The 15,672-nt window shown below is 68.0% G+C and carries 20 protein-coding genes; 8 read left to right on the forward strand and 12 right to left on the reverse strand.

What is annotated here, in order from left to right; genetic code table 11:
- Positions 1 to 1,245 (reverse strand): cytochrome b/b6 (locus ABDV68_RS12840; protein WP_343520398.1); only part of this gene is annotated, 1,245 nt, incomplete at its 3' end.
- Positions 1,246 to 1,259: 14 nt separating this feature from the next.
- Positions 1,260 to 1,844 carry a ubiquinol-cytochrome c reductase iron-sulfur subunit gene (petA, locus tag ABDV68_RS12845; RefSeq protein WP_343520400.1) on the reverse strand — a complete coding sequence of 195 codons (585 nt, stop codon included), beginning with the start codon at positions 1,842 to 1,844 and terminating at the stop codon, positions 1,260 to 1,262.
- A gap of 213 nt (positions 1,845 to 2,057) precedes the next feature.
- Between petA and ABDV68_RS12850 the strand changes: the two genes are divergently transcribed.
- From ABDV68_RS12850 to ABDV68_RS12860, 3 genes are read left to right on the forward strand one after another with little or no spacing between them, the layout of a single operon-like run.
- Complete coding sequence (locus tag ABDV68_RS12850; protein ID WP_343520401.1) at positions 2,058 to 2,522, forward strand: tRNA (cytidine(34)-2'-O)-methyltransferase; 465 nt, start codon at positions 2,058 to 2,060, stop codon at positions 2,520 to 2,522.
- A gap of 9 nt (positions 2,523 to 2,531) precedes the next feature.
- Positions 2,532 to 3,383 carry an oxygen-dependent coproporphyrinogen oxidase gene (gene hemF, locus ABDV68_RS12855; protein WP_343520402.1) on the forward strand — a complete coding sequence of 284 codons (852 nt, stop codon included), beginning with the start codon at positions 2,532 to 2,534 and terminating at the stop codon, positions 3,381 to 3,383.
- Positions 3,384 to 3,387: 4 nt separating this feature from the next.
- On the forward strand, positions 3,388 to 3,987 hold the full coding sequence (locus tag ABDV68_RS12860; RefSeq protein ID WP_343520403.1) for a GNAT family N-acetyltransferase: 600 nt from the start codon (positions 3,388 to 3,390) through the stop codon (positions 3,985 to 3,987).
- On the opposite strand, the gene ABDV68_RS12865 is transcribed toward ABDV68_RS12860, so the two are convergent.
- Together ABDV68_RS12865 and ABDV68_RS12870 are read right to left on the reverse strand one after the other, a co-directional pair.
- Positions 3,951 to 4,685: a hypothetical protein gene (locus tag ABDV68_RS12865; RefSeq protein WP_343520405.1), complete on the reverse strand. Its 735-nt coding sequence runs from the start codon at positions 4,683 to 4,685 to the stop codon at positions 3,951 to 3,953. The genes ABDV68_RS12860 and ABDV68_RS12865 overlap by 37 nt on opposite strands.
- Positions 4,685 to 5,506 (reverse strand): hypothetical protein, encoded by an 822-nt coding sequence (locus ABDV68_RS12870; protein ID WP_343520407.1) that lies wholly within the window; start codon positions 5,504 to 5,506, stop codon positions 4,685 to 4,687. The genes ABDV68_RS12865 and ABDV68_RS12870 overlap by 1 nt, the downstream gene beginning before the upstream one ends.
- Before the next feature lie 102 nt (positions 5,507 to 5,608).
- Here ABDV68_RS12870 and lipB point away from each other — a divergent pair, with 102 nt between their 5' ends.
- The 3 genes from lipB (at position 5,609) to ABDV68_RS12885 (ending at position 7,483) form a co-directional block, all read left to right on the forward strand.
- Entirely contained in the window at positions 5,609 to 6,277 is a 669-nt protein-coding gene (lipB, locus tag ABDV68_RS12875; RefSeq protein ID WP_343520408.1) for a lipoyl(octanoyl) transferase LipB, read from the forward strand.
- A gap of 89 nt (positions 6,278 to 6,366) precedes the next feature.
- A complete protein-coding gene (locus tag ABDV68_RS12880; protein ID WP_343520409.1) occupies positions 6,367 to 6,621 on the forward strand; it encodes a hypothetical protein in 255 nt (84 codons plus the stop codon).
- A 211-nt stretch (positions 6,622 to 6,832) separates the two neighbouring features.
- Complete coding sequence (locus ABDV68_RS12885; RefSeq protein WP_343520411.1) at positions 6,833 to 7,483, forward strand: hypothetical protein; 651 nt, start codon at positions 6,833 to 6,835, stop codon at positions 7,481 to 7,483.
- Between the two features lie 3 nt (positions 7,484 to 7,486).
- On the opposite strand, the gene queE is transcribed toward ABDV68_RS12885, so the two are convergent.
- From queE to ABDV68_RS12920, 7 genes are all read right to left on the reverse strand, one after another.
- Positions 7,487 to 8,119, reverse strand: coding sequence for a 7-carboxy-7-deazaguanine synthase (queE, locus tag ABDV68_RS12890; protein ID WP_343520412.1), 633 nt, complete (start codon positions 8,117 to 8,119; stop codon positions 7,487 to 7,489).
- On the reverse strand, positions 8,116 to 8,817 hold the full coding sequence (queC, locus tag ABDV68_RS12895; protein WP_343520413.1) for a 7-cyano-7-deazaguanine synthase QueC: 702 nt from the start codon (positions 8,815 to 8,817) through the stop codon (positions 8,116 to 8,118). Before queC ends, queE begins: the two co-directional genes overlap by 4 nt.
- 100 nt (positions 8,818 to 8,917) lie before the next feature.
- Positions 8,918 to 9,322, reverse strand: coding sequence for a hypothetical protein (locus tag ABDV68_RS12900; RefSeq protein ID WP_343520414.1), 405 nt, complete (start codon positions 9,320 to 9,322; stop codon positions 8,918 to 8,920).
- Between the two features lie 44 nt (positions 9,323 to 9,366).
- Entirely contained in the window at positions 9,367 to 10,290 is a 924-nt protein-coding gene (locus ABDV68_RS12905; protein WP_343520415.1) for an Hsp33 family molecular chaperone HslO, read from the reverse strand.
- 122 nt (positions 10,291 to 10,412) lie between these two features.
- Complete coding sequence (argF, locus tag ABDV68_RS12910) at positions 10,413 to 11,348, reverse strand: ornithine carbamoyltransferase (protein ID WP_343520417.1); 936 nt, start codon at positions 11,346 to 11,348, stop codon at positions 10,413 to 10,415.
- Between the two features lie 51 nt (positions 11,349 to 11,399).
- Positions 11,400 to 12,596 carry an aspartate aminotransferase family protein gene (locus ABDV68_RS12915; RefSeq protein WP_343520419.1) on the reverse strand — a complete coding sequence of 399 codons (1,197 nt, stop codon included), beginning with the start codon at positions 12,594 to 12,596 and terminating at the stop codon, positions 11,400 to 11,402.
- 112 nt (positions 12,597 to 12,708) lie between these two features.
- Positions 12,709 to 13,557 carry an ABC transporter permease gene (locus ABDV68_RS12920; protein WP_343520420.1) on the reverse strand — a complete coding sequence of 283 codons (849 nt, stop codon included), beginning with the start codon at positions 13,555 to 13,557 and terminating at the stop codon, positions 12,709 to 12,711.
- 61 nt (positions 13,558 to 13,618) lie between these two features.
- On the opposite strand from ABDV68_RS12920, the gene ABDV68_RS12925 reads away from it, so the two are divergent.
- Positions 13,619 to 14,287 (forward strand): GcrA family cell cycle regulator, encoded by a 669-nt coding sequence (locus ABDV68_RS12925; RefSeq protein WP_343520421.1) that lies wholly within the window; start codon positions 13,619 to 13,621, stop codon positions 14,285 to 14,287.
- Between the two features lie 3 nt (positions 14,288 to 14,290).
- On the opposite strand, the gene ABDV68_RS12930 is transcribed toward ABDV68_RS12925, so the two are convergent.
- Positions 14,291 to 14,509 (reverse strand): hypothetical protein, encoded by a 219-nt coding sequence (locus ABDV68_RS12930; protein ID WP_343520422.1) that lies wholly within the window; start codon positions 14,507 to 14,509, stop codon positions 14,291 to 14,293.
- A gap of 54 nt (positions 14,510 to 14,563) precedes the next feature.
- Between ABDV68_RS12930 and ABDV68_RS12935 the strand changes: the two genes are divergently transcribed.
- The coding region (locus ABDV68_RS12935) for an ATP-binding protein (RefSeq protein ID WP_343520423.1) at positions 14,564 to 15,672 on the forward strand (1,109 nt) is incomplete at its 3' end.

A 15,672-nucleotide genomic window follows, 5' to 3' on the forward strand; every position in this document is an offset into this window, starting at 1 on the left:
GCCCGCGAGCACCGCTTCGGTGATCGAGTTGGGCAGCGGACGCGGACGCTCCATCGCCGACACGATCGGCAGGATCACGAGGAAGTGCAGGAAGTAATAAGCGGTGGCGATCTGACCGATCAGGATCACCCCCGGCGACGGTGCGGCGCCGCCGATGTAACCCAGCACCAGCACGTCGACCAGCAGCACCAGCAGGAACCAGCGATAGGTCGGCCGGTAGTTGGCCGAGCGCACCGGCGAGGTGTCGAGCCACGGCAGGAAGAACAGCAGCAGGATCGAGCCGAACATCGCCAGCACGCCCCACAGCTTCGCCGGGAACAGGAAGTCGATCGTGAACGACTTCAGGATCGCGTAGAAGGGCAGGAAGTACCACTCCGGCACGATGTGCGCCGGGGTCGAGAGCGGGTTGGCCGGGATATAGTTGTCCGGGTGGCCGAGCAGGTTCGGCGCGAAGAAGATCAGCGACGCGAACACCAGCAGCACCACACCCACGCCCACGCCGTCCTTGGCGGTGTAATAGGGGTGGAACGGCACCGTATCCTGCTCGCTCTTCACCTCGACGCCGGTCGGGTTCGACGAACCCGGGATGTGCAGCGCCCAGATGTGGAGGATGACCACGCCGGCGATCACGAACGGCAGGAGATAGTGGAGCGAGAAGAAGCGATTGAGCGCGGCATTGTCCGGCGCGAAGCCGCCGAGCAGCCAGATGCGGATCGTCTCGCCGACGCCCGGGATCGCCGAGAAGAAGCCGGTGATCACCTGCGCGCCCCAGAAGCTCATCTGGCCCCAGGGCAGGACATAACCCATGAAGGCGGTGGCCATCATCAGCAGGAAGATGACCACGCCGAGCAGCCACACCATCTCGCGCGGCGCCTTGTACGAGCCGTACCACAGGCCGCGGGCGATGTGGATGTAGACCACGAGGAGGAACATCGACGCGCCGTTGGCGTGCGCGTAGCGCAGGAACCAGCCGGCGTTGACGTCGCGCATGATGTGCTCGACGCTGTCGAACGCGATGCCGGCATTCGCCGCATAGTGCATCGCGAGCACGATGCCGGTGACGATCTGGATCACCAGGAACATCCCGGCGAGCACGCCGAAGTTCCAGAAATAGTTGAGGTTGCGCGGCACCGGATAGCCGGCGCCGACCGCGTTGTAGACGAAGCGCGGAAGCGGGAGCCGGTCGTCCACCCACTTCATCAGCGGGTGCTTCGGTTCATACTGCTTAGCCCAGGGAAAGCTCATTGCCTGTTCGCCCCTCAGCCGACCCGGATCGCGGTGTCGGAAATGAATTCATATGGCGGCACCTCGAGATTCTTGGGTGCCGGGCCCGAGCGGATGCGGGCAGCGGTATCGTACGCCGAACCATGGCAGGGGCAGAAATAGCCGCCGAACGGCCCCTTGTTCTCGCCCTCGCCCGCGCCCAGCGGCACGCAGCCGAGATGGGTGCAGACGCCGAGCGTCACCAGCCAGTTCTCCTTGCCCGCCTTGGTCCGCTCGGCGAGCGTCTGCGGGTCGCGCAGATCGTCGACCGAAACGGCGTTCGCTTCGGCGATCTCCTTCGGCGTCAGGTTGCGCACGAACAGCGGCTGCTTGCGGAAGCTGGCCTTGACCGACTGGCCGGGCTGGATCGCCGAGACGTCGAGCTCGGTGGTCGACAGCGCGAGCACGTCGGCCGACGGGCTCATCTGGTTGACCAGCGGCAGCGCGACGACGCCCGCGCCGACACCCGCCCAGGCGACCGCACCGATCGCGAGATAGTCGCGGCGGCGGGGATCCTGCGGTCCTTCGTTGAACGGCTCTGGCGACTCACCCGGAGGAACGTCGTCGTTATCGGTTGCCATGCATCAGCCCTTGCACTTCAAATTCACCGAGGCGCGTGGTGCGCCTTCGAAAACCGGATGCGGCGGAGCGCGCGAACGCCACGCCAAGCCCCCTGGTGCCCCCGGTGGCTGGGCGGCCTGATAGACGCCACATGCCGCATTTGCCAACCGCCTTTTTGACCCGCCAATCGCGGCGGCTTGTGGCGCGCCCTTCCCCTGCCTATCGGGATCGCCATGCGCGTGGCCCTGTTCCAGCCCGATATCGCCGGGAATGTCGGCGCGGTCCTGCGGATCGGCGCGTGCCTCGCCACGCCGGTCGACCTGATCGAGCCGATGGGATTCGCGTGGGACGACAAGCGCGTCGCGCGGGCGGGGATGGACTATATCGATCATGTCGAGATCGAGCGCCATGCCGACTGGGCGGCGTTCGAGCGGCAGGCGGCTGGGCGACTCGTGCTGCTGACCACCAAGGCGGCGACGCCGCTGCACGACTTCGCCTTCGCCGCCGACGACGTGCTGCTGTTCGGCAGCGAGAGCGCGGGCGCTCCGGAGCATGTCCACGCCCGGGCCGATGCGCGGGTGGTCATCCCGATGGCGCCGGCGCTGCGCTCGCTCAACCTGTCGGTCTCGGTGGGAATCGTGCTGGCCGAGGCGTTGCGCCAGACCGGCGGCTGGCCTTCCCCCACATCGATCGGCTAGGGGCCGCGCATGCTGACCCTCGACGACCGACAAGCCACCGCCCGCGCCTGGTTCGAACAATTGCGCGACCTGATCTGCGCCGCGTTCGAGGGAATCGAGCGCGAGGCGGGATCGGACGCCGCGTTCGACTACACGGCTTGGGATCGCGCCGACCCGAGCGGCGAGCCCGGCGGGGGCGGCGTGCGCGGGGTGATGAAAGGCCGCGTGTTCGAGAAGGTCGGAGTCAACGTCTCCACCGTCGGCGGCACCTTCGAGGGCGATTTCGCCAAGTCGATCCACGGCGCGAGCGAGGATCCGCGCTTCTTCGCCACCGGCATCAGCCTGGTCGCGCACATGGCAAACCCGCATGTGCCCGCGGTGCACATGAACACGCGCTTCCTGTGCACGACCAGGCGCTGGTTCGGCGGCGGCGCGGACTTGAACCCGCCGATTCCCTACGAGGAGGACACCGCCGACTTCCATGCGGCGATGCAGGCGGCGTGCGACGCGCACGATCCCGCGCATTATCCGCGCTTCAAGCAATGGGCCGACGACTATTTCTACATCCCGCACCGCAAGGTACATCGCGGGGTGGGCGGGATCTTCTATGATCATCTCGACAGCGAGGACGCGACCTGGGACGCGAACTTCGCCTTCACCCAGGATGTCGGGCGCGCGTTCCTCGACATCTTCCCGGCGATCGTACGGCGGCGGATGGCCATGCCGTTCACCGATGCCGACAAGGCACGGCAGCTCGAATGGCGCGGTCGCTATGCCGAGTTCAACCTAGTCTATGACCGGGGGACGTTGTTCGGGCTCAAGACCGGGGGCAATATCGACGCGATCCTGATGAGCCTGCCGCCGCTGGCGACATGGAGTTGATCGCGTGGGCCTGATCCCGGTCAAACCGGGCGAGGTGGCGACGATCGTCACCAGCCTGGAGATGCTCGAGCGGCCGCGCCCCCGTCCCGTGCCCGATTCGCCGCTGCGGCTGGTGAAGTGGGAGAAGCCGGCGCCGGAGAAATACCGCGCGCTGTTCCGCCGCGTCGGCGCGCCATGGCTGTGGTTCTCTCGGCTGATCATGGACGAGGCGCGGCTGACCGCGATCATCCACGATCCGGCAATCGAGATCTTCGCCGTGGCCGACCCGCGCGGCATCGAGATCGGGCTGCTCGAGCTCGATTTCCGCGAGGGCGGAACCTGCGAGCTGTCCTTCTTCGGGCTGGTACCCGAGCTGGCCGGCCAGGGCCACGGCCGCTGGCTGATGGCGCAAGCCCTCGCGCGCGCCTGGCGCAGGGAGGTCACGCGGGTGTGGGTGCATACCTGCACGCTCGACCACCCCTCGGCGCTGGGCTTCTACCGTGCCTCGGGCTTCGCGGCGTTCCACCGCGCGGTCGAGACCTTCCCCGATCCGCGCCTGTCAGGCCATCTGCCGCGCGACGCGGCGCCTCACATTCCGTTGCTCGACCCCGCCAACCGGCGATAGGCGGCGATGCGCACCAGCGTCACCGCGATATAGGCGGCCGTGCCCGCCGCGGCGACCGGCACCAGGAACAGCGCCTGCGCCCATTGCGCCTCGCCCGCCAGCGCCACGAGAGGCTGGCCGACGAGCAGCAGCGTGAGCACGACGGCGACCGCGATCATCAGCACGCCGATGCCGAGCAAGGCGATCCGCCAGCCATTGCCCGCGCTCACGCGAAATCCGCGCTCGACCGCGCCCAGCAGGCCACGCTCGGGCTCGGCGGCATAGGCCGCGCCCATCATCCAGGTGCGCCCGAAGACGTAGATCCCCGGAACGACGAACAGCGTGATGCCGAGCTGGATCACCGCGCCGTTGGCATAGCCGAGCAGAAAGAACGGCAACAGGCGCAGCGCGGACGCCTGAAGCGTCTCGCCGATCGTATGGCCACGCCGGAGAAGCAGCTTGAGCAGCGCCAGCGTGCCGAACTCGAGCGCTGCGGAAAAGACGAACACCCACACCAGGTTGGCGCGGTAATAGGCGCTGAACGCTTCCAATGCCTGTTCGGGAGTCGCCTGCTTGGGCACCTCGAACCCGCTTCCCAGCATGATCAGCGCGAGGATCGGCAGCAGGTAGAACACGCCGGCAACGCGGACGACGAGATCGCGCTCGGAGCGCCACAGGGCCGCAGCATCGGCAAGCGTGCTGCCTAGGGAAAGCCGCATTATTTCGAGGCAGCTTCTTTGGCGGCGCGCAGCGCGAGGAAGAGCTTGGCGGTGAAGGCGGTGCCGAGCACGGTGAACGCGGTCGAGACCGCGCCGCCGACGATCACGGTGAGGACGGTGGCAAGTGACAGCCCGTCCTCGCCACGGCCGGCGACCAGCGTGATGACGGCGCCGAACGCAGTGGTCGCGGCGAGGCTCGCGACCGTGGCGACGACGGCATAGAGGATCAGCACGCCAACGATCTTGAGCGCACTGCCGCGGGTCAGCCGCCAGCTGCGCGGGATCGCGCCGAGCCCCAGCCGCTCGCCGACCAGCGCGGGCAGCACCACCGCGAGCCGGGCGGCGAGCCACAGCGCCACCGGCAGCAGCACCAGCGCGTAGAGCACCACCCAGATCGCGGCGGCGGCCGGCATTTCCGGCATCGCGCCGGGCATGGCCGCGCTGAAATCGACGCCGCCAAGCGCCAGAATCACGCCGACCGGGATCGCCAGCAGCAATGCCGCGAGCAGCAGCACGATCATCACCAGCAGCCCGGCGGGCAGCCGACGCGTGGCGGCGGGCACCGCGCCCTTGCCGAGCGAAGGATCGAGCGCCAGCGCGGTGATCGCGAGCTGGCCCCAGAAGGTGACGATCGCGAGCAGCAGCGACGCGAGGCCGAGCCCCGCCGCCAACCCGGGCGAAGCGCCCCGGTTCAACTCGGCGAGGCTTCCGCTCACCGCCGCCGGAACGAAGATCGCGGCCAGCGCGATCGGGAGGATCGTTCCCAGATTGTCGCTCAGAAATTCCGCCGTCCGATCCCAGACGGTACCCATGCTGATCATGTTTCACCCCTTATTGCGAACCGTTAGCCGATCGCGGGGGCACGCGCCACTAGGGTCTGTACCCGGCTTGCGAAGCGGCGCCAGCCGCGCCATTTGCGCGCGATGGAGACGAAGAGCGGCATCGAATGGCGGGTGGCAGAGGGACGCGTGCCCTATCCCGAGGCGCTGACGGCGATGGAAGCGCGCGTCGCCGCGATCCAGCGGGGCGCGGCGGAGGAGCTGATCTGGCTGCTCGAGCACCCCCCCGTCTATACCGCAGGCACCAGCGCCGATCCGGCCGAGCTGATCGACCCGCGCTTCCCCGTCTTCGCCACGGGGCGGGGCGGGCGCTACACCTATCATGGCCCGGGGCAGCGGATCGGCTATGCCATGCTCGACCTTGGCCGGCGCAACAAGGACGTGCGCTGCTATGTCCACGCGCTCGAAGGCTGGGTGATCGCGGCGCTGGCCGAACTCGGCATCAGCGCCTTCCGCGCCGAGGGACGGATCGGAATCTGGACCCGCGACGGCGGCCAGGAGGCCAAGATCGGGGCGATCGGGGTGCGCGTGCGGCGCTGGGTGACGATGCATGGCTTTGCCGTCAATCTCGACCCGAACCTGAACGATTTCAACGGCATCGTCCCGTGCGGCCTGCCCGAATTCCCGGTCACCAGCGCCGCCGCGCTCGGAAAATGCATCACGCCCGCAACCTTTGACGCCGCGCTGGCGTTAGCGTTCCCGGCGTTTCTCGACTCGCTGGGCGGCGCATGTGGCGTTCAGAACCAGGGTTGAGGGGCGGACACGAAGCGACTAATGTCCACGCCGGTTTGGGGAATAACGGCCATGCGCCAGCCCCAGTCCATATCTAGGGAGCCTCATACATGCGTTCACTTTTCACCAAGGCCGTTGCCGGTTCGATGATCGCCAGCGCCGCGCTGCTGGTTTCGGCCTGCGGCGAGAAGACCGAGACCACCGCTGACAACACCGCGGTGATGGACGTCAACGCGACCGACCCGGTCCTCGACGGCACCACCAGCGACAACATGACGATGGTCGACGGCGCCACCGGCAACGACATGGGCATGGCCAACGACACGATGTCGACGGGCAACGACACCATGGGCAACGGCATGTAATCTCGCCCAGCGCGAATTGCAGTTTGTCGAGGGCCGCCCGGCAACCGGGCGGCCCTTTCGATTCCGCCTTGGGCTAAACCGGGGATTCTTCCACGGTCGCAACGAAGCCGGGGTCAAAAAGCGCTTGGGAGCGCGGTAAAAAATCCGTAACCCGGGCGCGGGTTACTCGGGTTCAAGAGGGTTGAGGATGCGCGTTTCGCGGTTGGTTTGCATGGGTGCCACGGCGGCGGCGCTATGCAGTGCGGCGCCGGCATCGGCGCAATTCTATTTCAAGGGTCCGGATATTTCCGGCCCGCGCGTCACCGGCGAGGAGCCCGGCATCCTGGCGCAGGCGCTGCCCGGCGCCACCCAGCCCGAGCTGCGCGCAGCGATGGTGTGGAACCTGCGCGCCGCGCTCAACGTCGCCGCGCTGCAGTGCCAGTTCGCACCGACGCTGCTGACGCTGCCCAACTACAACACCATCCTCAAGGACCATGCCGCCGAGCTCAACAGCTCCTACGCCACGCTGACCAAATATTTCATGCGCACCAACAAGACCGCCAAGGCCGGCCAGATGGCGCTCGATCAGTACGGCACCAGGGTCTATTCGAGCTTCTCGGCGGTGCATGCCCAGCTCACCTTCTGCGCCGCGGCCGACGACGTCTCGACCCAGGTGGTGTTCACCCCGCGCGGCCAATTCGGCGAGGTCGCGGCACAGCGGCTGCGCGAGATCCGCAACAGCCTGATCCGCTGGGGCGAACAGCAATTCCCGAGCATGTACTATGCCCAAGTCCCGCCCCTGGCGGTGATGCCGATCTTCAACAACGAGAAATGCTGGCGCAAGGACGTCTATTCGCCGCAGCGGTGCCTGCCCAAGCGCTGAGCGTCAGCGCAGCCCCAGCGACTTGTGCGCCTGAAGCGTCAGGCGCCATTTCGGCCGGGCGAGCGCGAAATCCACCGCCGCCTGGACATTCGCCGCGGCATCGGCATCGTCCATCGGCTGGACGAGGAAATGGGCGAAGTCCCAGGTCTCCAGCGTCGCGACGTCGGTGCCCGCCTGCGGCCACACCAGCTTCAATTCGTCGCCCGAGCGCTGGACCACCTCGCTCCCCGCCTTGGGGCTGATGCACACCCAGTCGATCCCGGGATGCGCGGGCAGCGTCCCGTTGCTCTCGATTGCGATGCGGAAGCCGCGGGCATGGAGCGCATCGACCAGCGCGCCGTCGACCTGGAGCATCGGCTCGCCCCCGGTCAGCACCACGAAGCGGCGTTCCTCCCCCTCGCCCCAGAAGCCCTCGACCGCGCTAGCGAGCGCGTCCGCATCCGCGAACTTGCCACCGCCGAGCCCGTCGGTGCCGACGAAATCGGTGTCGCAGAATTTGCACACCGCGGCCGCGCGATCCTGCTCGCGCCCCGACCACAAATTGCATCCCGCGAAGCGCACGAACACCGCGCGCGCGCCGGCATTCACCCCCTCGCCCTGGAGCGTGAGGAACATCTCCTTGACGGCATAGGTCATGGCTGCTGCGCGTAGCGGGTCGGGTCGGGAACGTCCGCTTCCTCGAAACCCTTGGACCGCAGGCGGCAGCTGTCGCACAGCCCGCAATGCAGCCCGCCCGGCGCGGGATCGTAGCATGACCAGCTGAGCCCGAGATCGAGCCCGAGCCGCACGCCCTCGCGCACGATATCGGCCTTGGTCATGTGCTGCAGCGGGGCATGGATGCGGAACGGCTCGCCCTCGACGCCCGCCTTGGTCGCGAGCTCGGCGAGCTTCTCGAACCCCGCGATGAATTCGGGCCGGCAGTCCGGATAGCCCGAATAGTCGAGCGCGTTGACTCCGATATAGAGGTCACGCGCGCCCGCCGCCTCGGCCCAGCCGAGCGCGAGGCTCAGGAAGATCGTGTTGCGCGCGGGGACATAGGTGACCGGGATATCCATCCCCACCCCGCTTTTGGGCACGTCGATATCGGCGGTGAGCGCGGAACCGCCGAACTGCGACAAGTCGAGCGGCAGTACGACATGGCGCTCCGCGCCGAGCGCTGCGGCGATGCGCCGCGCCGCGGCGAGCTCGACCTGGTGGCGCTGATTATAATCGACCGACAGCGCGAGCAGGCGATAGCCCTCGGCGCGCGCGTGCGCGGCGGACACGAAGGAGTCGAGGCCGCCCGAAACCAGGGCAACCGCGATCGGCCCGCTCTTCGTCACATTGTCGGTCATCGGCTCCGGCTACCGGCTTTGCCGGGGCGCGGCAAGGTTGCGGGACAGCTAGATTTCTCCCCAAGCCGAACCACCGCCCTTCCCCTGCGATTCGCCTGCTCTAGCGCCCCGCCGCCTTGCACGCCCCGGTGCGCCGCCCCTCATATTCCTCGGTGAAGGGCAGGCCGCGGATGATGCCCTGCGTCTCGAGGCGGATCAGCCGCGGCGTTTCCACGGTGATGCGCGTGTCGGTCTTGCCGGTGGGGCAGGAGAAGGTGATCCGCCCCGCATTCGCCGCGTTCTCCACGACGAAGTTGGTGCAGCCCGCGGAACGCTCGCGCAGCTGGAGCAGGACGCGCGGATCGGTGACGCAGATCGAGCGCGTGCTGCCGTCCGAGGCGCGCAGCTGCCACTCGCCGCGCTCGATCTTGGCGAGCGCGGCAAGCGTGCCGGATTGCGCGAGCGCATAGCCGCTGCCAGCAACGAGCAACGCCGAGGCTGTGCCGATCAAAGCGAGTTTTTTCATTTCATCGCTCCTCTAGCACGATTCGCCTGTCGTTTACGTTACAATTATGGTTGTGGCGCGGCGTCGCCCACGGCGATCGGGAATTTCTGGGCGCAAAAGGCGCAATCCACCGTGATGACCCCGTCCTCGGCCATTTCGGCACGGTCCTCGGCGCTGAACTTGGCGAGCACCGACTGGATATAGTCGGCGTCGCAGCGGCAGCCGCGCGCGAGCGCGACCCCGCCCTGCACGCGCACCTCGTCCTCCTCGTTGAACAGCCGCCACACGAGGTTCTCGAGCGGGAGCGACGGATCTGCGAGCTCGCCCGCGCCCATCGTCGCGCCGAGCGCCTCGACATGCTCCCATTCGGGATGATGGTCGCGCGTATGCAGCCGCTCGCCGCCCTCCTCGCCCTCGGGCAGGTGCTGCAGGAACAGCCCGCCGGCGACGCACTTGCCCGCGGCGTCATGGCCGACGCCGAGCCGCACCAGGCTCGGGATCTGCTCGGACTGGTCGAAATAATTCTCGGCCGCCTCGGCGATCGAGCCGCCGTCGAGCGGGACGATGCCCTGGTAGCGTTCGCCGGTCGCCGCCTGGTCGAAGGTGATCGCGAGATACCCCTGGTTGAACAGCGCGTAGAGCGAGGGGCTCTCGCCCAGCTCGGCCAGCCGCCCGGCGTCGAAATCGACATAGCCGCGCAGCTCGCCGCCCTTATAGTCGCACACCAGCAGCTTGACGATGCCGCCGCCGCGCTGCGCGGGGGTCTGCGCCTGCAGCGTGAGCTGGCCGCTGGTGTCCTTGAGCGTCGAGCCGAGCAAGGCGGTCAGCGTCAGCGCCTCGGCGAGCACACGCTCGATCGGGGCGGGATAGGCATGCGCCTCGAGGATGCGGTCGAGCACCGGCCCCAGCCGCGCGACGCGGCCGCGCGCGTGGCGCGCCGGCAGGGTGAAGTTGACCGTGCGGTCGAGATCGGCGGCGGGGGTCGTCATCGTGAATTCCTCGTCATCCCGGCGAAAGCTGGGATCTCGTGCCACAAGGGCAATACTCGTGGAGGGAGATGCCGGCTTTCGCTGGCATGACGGATGTGGGGTGGTCCGGGCGCGAGTTCAACTCACCCGAAATCGCCGCCGATCTGGCCGAAGCACCAGCGCAGCACCGCTTTCTGGGCATGGAGGCGGTTCTCCGCCTCGGGCCAGATCAGCGATTGCGGCCCGTCGATCACCGCGTCGGTCACTTCCTCGCCGCGATGCGCGGGGAGGCAATGGAGGAATTTCGCGTCCGGTTTGGCCTGGGCCATCAGCGCTTCGGTCACCTGATAGGGGGCGAGCGCGGCGAGCTTGGCCTCGGCATGCGCCTGCCCCATCGAGATCCAGGTGTCGGTGACGACGACATCGGCGCCGGCGACCGCCTCGGCGGGATCGTTGACGGTGCGCGCGCGACCCTTGCCCGCCGCGATCGCGCTTTCGGGGAGCGAAAAGCTCTGCGGGCAGGCCGCGACGACGTCGAAATGCATGAGGCCCGCCGCCTCGATGAACGAGGCGAGGACGTTGTTGCCGTCGCCGAGCCACGCGACCTTGAGCCCGGGCAGCGCCTTGCCGCTCTCGAGGATCGTCTGGAGGTCCGCCATGATCTGGCAGGGGTGGCTGTCGTCGGTCAGCCCGTTGATCACCGGCACCGAGGCATATTGCGCCATTTCGAGCAGCTTGGCGTGGTCGTCGGTGCGCACCATGATCGCGTCGCAATAGCCCGAGAGCACGCGCGCGGTGTCCGCCACCGTTTCGCCGCGGCCGAGCTGGCTGGTCGCCGCGTCGAGCACCACCGCGCTGCCGCCGAGCTGGCGGATCGCCATCTCGAAGCTCACCCGGGTACGGGTGGAGTTCTTCTCGAACACCATCGCCAGCGTGTGCCCGGCAAGCGGCGCATCGGCGTCGGGCGCGCCCTTGGGCAGCCCGGCGCGCGCGCGCTTGCGGTCGATCGCGTCGGCGAGGATCGCGGCGACGCCGTCCGGTCCCGCGTCGGAAAGGTTGAGGAAGTTGCGATAGGTCATGTGAAGGCTCCCCATCGCCGCCGGCGCCGCATACGGCGCCGGCGGGAAGGATCAATCGTCGGCCGGCGGCACGTAGCTGCGCGCGCCTGCGCTCAGCTTCTCGATGCACTCGGCGATGTGGCTCTCGTCGATCACGAGCGGCGGCAGCACGCGGAAGACGTTCTCGCCCGCCGCGACGGTCAGCAGCCCGTGATTGTCGCGCAGATGCGCCACGAACTCGCGGCTCACCGCCGGCTCCTTGAGCTTGATGCCGAGCATCAGCCCCTTGCCGCGGATCTCGTCGAACAGGTGATCATGGTTGGGGATCAGCTGCTCGAACGCCGCGCGCAGCCGCTCGCCCATCTTCTCGACATGCTCGAAGAAGCCGGGCTCGAGCATCACGTCGAGCACCGCCTGCCCCGCCGCCATGGCGAGCGGGTTGCCGCCATAGGTCGAGCCGTGGGTGCCGGCGACCATGCCCTTGGCCGCTTCCTCGGTCGCGAGGCAGGCGCCGAGCGGGAAGCCGTTCCCGATGCCCTTCGCCACGGTCATGATGTCGGGCGTGATGCCGTAATGCTCGTAGGCGAAGAACTTGCCGGTGCGGCCATAGCCGCACTGGATCTCGTCGAGGATCAGCAGCAGGCCATGCTCGTCGCACGCCTTGCGCAGGCCCTGGATGAACTCGAGCGTGCCCGCGGTCATCCCGCCCTCGCCCTGCACCGTCTCGACCAGGAAGCCCGCGGTCTCGTCGTCGATCTTGGCGAGCGCGCCTTCGAGGTCGTTGAACTTCACATAGTCGAACCCTGGCAGCAGCGGCTCGAACCCGTCGCGCATCTTGGGCTGGTCGGTCGCGGAGATCGCGCCGATCGAACGGCCGTGGAACGCGTTCTTGAAGGTGATCAGCTTGTGCCGCTGCGGGTTGCCGTTGACATAATGATAGCGGCGCGCGGTCTTGATCGCGCACTCGATCGCCTCGACCCCCGAATTGGTGAAGAACACCGTGTCGGCGAAGCAATTGTCGGTGATGCGCTTGGCCAGCGCCTCGCCCTGCGGCGAGCCGTAGAGGTTGGAGACGTGCATCAAGGTCGCGGCCTGCTCGGCGATCGCCTTGGTGACGTGCGGATGGCCGTGGCCGAGCGCGTTCACCGCGATGCCCGCGGCGAAGTCCAGGTAACGCTCGCCTCGCTCGCCGATCAGATAGCAGCCCTCGCCTCGCACCGGACGCACATCACACCGCGGGTAGACGGGCATGAGTGGGGTGATCGACATCGAACTGCTCCTCCTAGGCTTGAGGGTTGGACTCCGGAAACGACAAAGGCGGCCCAGCCGGACCGCCCGGAGCGCGCTTCTACCGCCCCCGAAACGGAGCGGCAACCCCCGCCTAGTTCTTGAGCTTCCACCCGCTGCGCAGGAGGAGATAGCAGAGGATTCCGAGCACCACGTCGATCGCCAGAACGATCCCGCCCGCGGTCCAGATCGACACATAGCCGTCGCTGACGCCGAGGAAGCCGTAGCGGAAGCCCGAGATGACGTAGAAGAAGGGGTTGAAGTGGCTCACCGTCTGGAAGGCGGGCGCGAGCCGATCGACCGAGTAGAAGGTGCCCGAGAGCAAGGTCAGCGGCGCCACCACGAAGTTGGTCACCGCCGCGGCATGATCGAACTTCTCCCCCCAGATCGACGTCAGCACGCCGAGGAAGGCGAGCATCAGCGCGCCGAAGAAACCGAACCACAACACAGCCAGCAGGTTCTGCGGGACCATCACCGATCCGAGGAACAGCAGCATCGCGAGCCACACCGTCGCGCCGACGCAGAAGGCGCGCGTCACCGCGCCGCCGCACAGCGCCGCGAGCAGCTCGCCGGTGGACAGGGGCGGCATCAGATAATCGACGATCGTGCCCTGGATCTTGCCCACCAGCAGCGAGAAGCTCGAATTGGCGAAGGCGTTGTTGAGCATCCCCATGATGACCAGGCCGGGCGCGATGAACGTGCCGAACGCGACCGCGACTCCGCCCACCGAAACCTCGCCGCGCGCGCCCAATGCCGTGGTGAACACGACCAGCAGGAGGAGCTGCGACACCGCCGGCGCCCAGATCGTCTGGAGCTGCACCTTGAAGAAACGGCGCACCTCCTTCACATATAGCGTCCACAGCCCTCCCCAATTGACGTTGCGAATCACCGGAACGCCGGGGGCGGCGATGATGGTTTCATGCGGACGGGGTTGTTCGGCCATGGTGAGGCCGGGTAATGGCTCCCGCCTCCCCCCGCAACGGGGATGATGAAGGACGTTTTGAATGAGCTGGACCGACGAACGGATCGAGACCCTGCGCAAGATGTGGGACAGCGGCATGACCGCCACCCAGATCGCCGAGGAGCTGGGTGGGGTGAGCCGCAATGCCGTGATCGGCAAGGCGCACCGCCTGGGCCTCGCCTCGCGCCCCTCGCCCGTCAAGCCCAACGCGCCCGAGGCGAAGGCCGCGGCGCCCGCCGCCGAAGCTGCGCCGGCGCCCAGGCCGGCCCCGGCGCCGAAGCCGGCACCAGCCTCCGCCGCTCCGGCCGAACCGCGTGAGGCTGCCCCCGCGGCCGCGCCGGCGCAGGCCGCGACGCCGCGTCCCGCCAGCGACGGCCCGGTGCTGCGTTCGGTCGGTCCCGGCGGCTTCATCCGCCAGAACCCCGGCGAGCAGACTCCGCCGATCGCCCCCGCGCCGCCGCGCCGCCTGGTCCCGGCCAAGCCGAGCGACGCGATCGCGGGCAAGACCAGCCTGCTCGATCTCAACGACAAGATCTGCAAATGGCCGCTCGGCCATCCGGGCGAGCCCGACTTCCACTTCTGCGGCGAGAAGGTGAACCCGGGCTTCCCCTATTGCGTCGATCATTGCGGCCACGCCTATCAGGCGCAGCTCCCGCGCCGCGACCGCCGTCCGCCGCCGCCTTTGCCCTATGGCGGGCCGCGCGTCCGCTAAGCGCTAGACCGCCTTCGGCGCGCTGACCGATACCGGTCTCGGCGCGAAGGCGATGTCGCCGTTGGCCGGGACCGCGAAGCGATAGACCTCGTTGGTGCCGCGCTCGCCGTCGCTACGGACGTGGATGATGCCGTAATTGGTGCGCTCGAACGCATCGTCACAGCGAATGGATTCCCGCCTTCGCGGGAATGGCGAGCCTAGGTTGGAGTCAAACCGGGTCATCCGCCTCGACGGCATCGCTTGCCCCCGCCCCGTGGAACGATATAGCAACAGACGATGTCGTCCGATCTGTTCCAGCCCGCCTCCGCCACCCCCGCCAACAGCTACGACGCCTCGTCGATCGAGGTGCTGGAGGGGCTCGAACCCGTCCGCCGCCGTCCCGGCATGTATATCGGCGGCACCGACGAGCGCGCGCTGCACCATCTCGCCGCCGAAGTGCTCGACAATGCGATGGACGAGGCGGTGGCTGGGCACGCCAATCGCATCGAGGTGACGCTGGACGCCGGCAACCGGCTGACGATCAGCGACAATGGCCGCGGCTTCCCGATCGATCCGCACCCGAAATTCCCCGACAAGTCGGCGCTCGAGGTGATCCTCTCGATGCTGCACTCGGGCGGCAAGTTCTCGGGCAAGGCCTATGCCACCTCCGGCGGCCTGCACGGCGTCGGCATCAGCGTGGTCAACGCGCTGTCGGTCGACACGGTGGTCGAGGTGGCGCGCGACAGGCAGCTGTACCGCCAGCGCTTCAGCCAGGGCCGGACGCTGGGCCCGCTCGAGCATCTCGGCGGCACCCCCAACCGCCGCGGCAGCGTGGTCAGCTTCGTCCCCGATTCCGAGATCTTCGGCGAGATGCACTTCAAGCCGGCACGGCTCTACAAGCTCGCGCGCTCCAAGGCCTATCTGTTCGCCGGGGTCGAGATCCGCTGGAAGTGCGATCCCTCGCTGATCACCGACGATACCCCGGCCGAAGCGGTGTTCCAGTTCCCCGGCGGCCTCGCCGATCACCTCAAGGAACAGCTCGGGACGCGCGAGGGCGCGACGGCGGAGTTCTTCGCGGGACGGCAGGAATTCCCCGACTCACAGGGCCGCGTCGAATGGGCGGTGGCTTGGCCGCTGTGGAGCGACGGCAGCTACAGCTGGTACTGCAACACCATCCCGACCCCCGATGGTGGCACCCACGAACAGGGGCTGCGCCAGGCGCTGGTGCGCGGCATCCGCGCGTTCGGCGAACTGGTCGGGCAGAAAAAGGCCAAGGACATCACCGCCGACGACATCATGGTCGGCTCCGAGCTGATGCTCTCGGTGTTCATCCGCGAACCTCAATTCCAGTCGCAGACCAAGGACCGCCTGACCTCGCCCGAAGCCACCGCGCTGGTCGAGAAGGC

This window comes from Sphingomonas sp. (assembly GCF_039595165.1).
In the GTDB taxonomy this organism is placed as follows: domain Bacteria; phylum Pseudomonadota; class Alphaproteobacteria; order Sphingomonadales; family Sphingomonadaceae; genus Sphingomonas.